Genomic DNA, 276 nt, shown 5'->3' with positions numbered 1-276 from the left:
TCGAGCGCACCGTCGCCTGGCTCGGCGGCTTCCGCCGACTCCACCGCCGCTACGAACGCAAGGCCGACCACTTTGCAGCCTTCGCCAGCATCGCAGCCGCCCTCATCTGCCACCGCCGACTCTCCAAATGAGATGACTTCTAACGAGTTGGTGCGTGATAGCGGGTGGGGCAGCAGGGGGCTGGTTGAGGTCTGTGGTTCACGTGCCGGCGGTGCGGTCGGAGACGAGGCCGGCGATGGCGCGGTAGGTGTCGGGCAGGGTCTCTCGGCGGTGTGT

Annotated in this window: 1 pseudogene; it reads left to right on the top strand. The window is 67.4% G+C overall.

Annotated elements, in window-relative coordinates:
• Positions 1-131 (top strand): annotated as a pseudogene (locus PUR61_RS02605) (IS5/IS1182 family transposase); the annotation flags it as partial.
• Between the last annotated feature and the right edge of the window lie 145 nt (positions 132-276).

The organism is Streptomyces sp. BE20 (genome assembly GCF_036322525.1).
GTDB lineage: Bacteria > Actinomycetota > Actinomycetes > Streptomycetales > Streptomycetaceae > Kitasatospora.
Note: the sequence above shows the minus strand (reverse complement) of the source record. Positions and strands in the feature narration are given on the sequence as shown.